General features: G+C 21.7%; 2 protein-coding genes. Both read right to left on the bottom strand.

Features of this window, described 5'->3' with window-relative positions; all coding sequences use genetic code 4:
• A partial coding sequence (locus tag T403_RS0103835; RefSeq protein WP_033161500.1) for an Mbov_0397 family ICE element conjugal transfer ATPase occupies nucleotides 1-2,169 on the bottom strand: 2,169 nt, incomplete at its 3' end.
• Nucleotides 2,153-3,396, bottom strand: a 1,244-nt coding sequence (locus T403_RS0103830; RefSeq protein ID WP_033161499.1) for an Mbov_0396 family ICE element transmembrane protein, incomplete at its 5' end; no start/stop codon positions are given. The genes T403_RS0103830 and T403_RS0103835, both read right to left, overlap by 17 nt.

Below are 3,396 nucleotides of genomic sequence, written 5' to 3'. Positions count from 1 at the left end.
ATTTTTATTAAACTGATTAGCTATTTTTCCTTGTAGATATGAAATAATTAAATAGAAACTTGAATTAAAAACTTCTTTTTCTTGATACATTAATGAAGCAACATTAAAGCAAATTAAATTACTTTTAAACTTAATATTTGAATGATTATTAAATTTATTTTTATATCTTCCTAAAATAAAATCCAATTTTAAACGATCTAAAATTTTTGAATACTTTACATTATTATTAGCATCTGTATTTTCTTTATAGTCATTTTCAATTTCTTCAATAAGTTCACTTATAATTGGATATTCATTATTTTCAAGTTCAGAAATATCTCTTGAATGATTGATAAAATCATATTTTTTATAGATTTTATGCAAGTTTTTAATGATTAAAACCATTTCTGATTTAGAAAAATCAGGATATAAAATAGAAAATCATTGTCTAATAAAATTTTCATGACCATAAAGTAATTCTTGATTAGTTTTTTCAATTGTTTTAGTTTCAAGCGAAGGGTTAAATGCTTTCATTATTTGTAAAGGGTTGATTTTTACATCATCACCAAGCCCTAAATCAATAATTTGACCATTTAATTCTTTTACAAACTGACTAAATTCATTTTGTGGATCGATGATTATAACTTGATCGCCTTTTGCATAATTAGCAAGCATTAATTTTTTTGTAAAAGTTGTTTTCCCTTTTCCTGGCTCTCCTAAAATAAACATATTATGATTAGTTCTATTTTCCGTTTTAATTCTTGGATCGAAAAAAACTAATGAATTATTAATTTTATTTCTTGCTATGATAGGAAAAGTTTCATCATTATAGTTTTCATACATAAAAGGTCAACCATAAGCAATATTTGATGAAATTTGCTCTTGCGCTTCTTTTAGAAGGTCTTTTTTACTTAAAATTACTGATGCAAATGCTTCAAATTGACGAAATCTTAAAGAATTAATAGTTGCATTTCATTTTTTTAAGTTGTTTTTATTAATTTTTTTGATTTTATCTAAATCTTTTTTATTTGTAGCTTTTGATAAAAGTAAGATAGTACTTGCTAATATATTTTCATTATCTAAACTGGCTATATCAGATAATTGCTCAAGGGCTTGAAATTCTTTATGCATTTTTCTAAATGAAAATCTATCTTTTTCATTTTTTAAGTTAAATTCAGAATTTTTTTCACTTGTATTAAGTTTTTTATATAATTCTCACTTATCAATTGCCTCTAAATTTCAAACAACAACACTTGGACTATTAAATATCAAATTTACTCACTCTTGTTTAAGTAAAATAGGAAATTCATTAATTGTTTGTAATGAATAAAAATTATCATCAGCAATAAAATGATTTGATTTAAATTTAACTTTTTCAATTTTTAAAATATTATCTTCATCAAATTTAAAATTTGGATCATATATAAAAATTTCATTAATCAATTTAGAAAATTCTTTAATTGAAAGTTTTTTATAAAACATTTGTGAATTTGTTAATTCAGAACTTACTTTTCCAATTTCTTGTTCAAGTTCTTCAATATTTTCAGCATAAAAAACAATAAAATATTTATCTTTAATATTTGTTGAATTTTCTTTAATTAATTCTTGATTTCAACTTTCATAAAATTTATTTAATTCTTTAATTTTTTTAACATTTTTTAAAGAATTAATGTTTTTTTCAAGATTAACTTGATAGGGAAGTTTAATAATAGTAATTTTTTTAGAAACTCTATTGAAAAATTCAGTTAATGAATTAATAAAAAATTTTTGTGTTTCATTGTTTTCTAGTGTTATATCTTTACCAAATACTTCAATAGCTCCAATTACTACATTATTACTTTTATTTCAGATATAATCTTTTTCAATTTTTCCAAAATGAAATAAATTTTTATTTTTTTTAGTTTTAAAGACATATTTTTTTCTAGATAGAAGAAATTTAATCATTCTATAAAAAATAAGATAAAGTTTTTCACCATTAGTGCCATTAAAAAGTAAAATAGTTAAAGGAAAAAATATTCCGCAAGCTGCACCAAATTTTATGTAAATGTTTTTGTTATATGCAATTAAATAAAAACTCAATATATATGAAAGTAAAAGAAAAAATATTAATAATATAACATCATTAAGTGTAAAATTTTTCCAAATTTTTATTGCTTTGATTTTTTTAATTTTTTTAGCTTGAAGTTTCATTAATTTCTCCTTTTTTTACAGGTAAAAAGCTATATAAATTTTTAGATGTTGCAAAAGTTTTATAATTATTTGTATTATTTAAGTTATTTCAACCTTGTTGTGCAGGGTTATTTTTAATTTTATTTTGTGCAATAGTGTTAATTGAATTTAATTTACTTTCTGAAATATTACTTTTTCCTTGAACAGAATTTTTAACATTTGAAAATCTTTCTTTTTGTTGTTTAATTGCAGTTTTGGGATTTGTTGAAATTCCAAGTCTTTGAAGTAAATAATAAAGTCCTAAAACAGCACCTGAAATTAAGCTTAATTTAAATAAAAAATCAATAAATACAGAAACAATATTGCTTTCGTGTGAAGCTGTAAAGTTTAATTTGTTTATAAAAATTAAGAAAAGAATGAAAAATTTTGCAACAAAGATAAAGAAAAAAATTAAGAAAAAGTTTTGTTTAACTTGTTGTAAGTAACTTTTTAAATTTCTTTGATTATCAATAATAGATTGAACAACTGGAAAGGGTAATGCAATTAATAAAATAAATAATTCAAATATTTTCATTACCATATGCAGTGTTAAAATTATGAAAGCTGCAAAAATTACAACTGTAATGATACATAATTGAATAATAATTATTATTCCTTGTCCATCAGGTAGTTTAGCTCATGAATTATAAATAGTTCCAACATCTCAAAAATAACTTTTTGTAAGATTTTCTCATTCTAGTTCATCAATTTGTTTTGGCCTTAATTCTATAAAAACATCTGTCATTGAAAGAGTATCTTTTTTGCCACCAGGGCTTAAAATGCTATTAAAAATTTGTACTACTATATCTAATATCATCATTGAAAAGACATATAAAGTAGGAATGCCAGTAATAATAATGATTGCAATTAAAATATTTCAAAAAACTGATTTTATTTCATCGTCATTATTTTTCTTTAACTTAATAACTGCTCAAGCAATTGCTAAAACTGATAATGCTAAAATGAAAATAATTCCAATTGAAAGGAAAATTTTTAAATGAAGCGGAATATTATTTACTTCAACATTTCCATTTTGAAAAATTAGTTTTTTTAATAAATTAACTCCTAAAAAATTATTAACAACATTAATTCCTTCCAAAAGAATAAATGGAAGGGAAACAAGCATCATAAATAAAACACTGAAAATTGCAAATTTTATTGGCCTTATAATAGGTTCAAAAATACTATTAATCAGGCCGCCTATTCAAC

The sequence above is a fragment of the Mycoplasma collis ATCC 35278 genome (assembly GCF_000701825.1).
Lineage (GTDB): Bacteria > Bacillota_I > Bacilli_A > Mycoplasmatales > Metamycoplasmataceae > Mesomycoplasma_A > Mesomycoplasma_A collis.
This window is presented reverse-complemented; position numbering and strand designations above follow the sequence as displayed.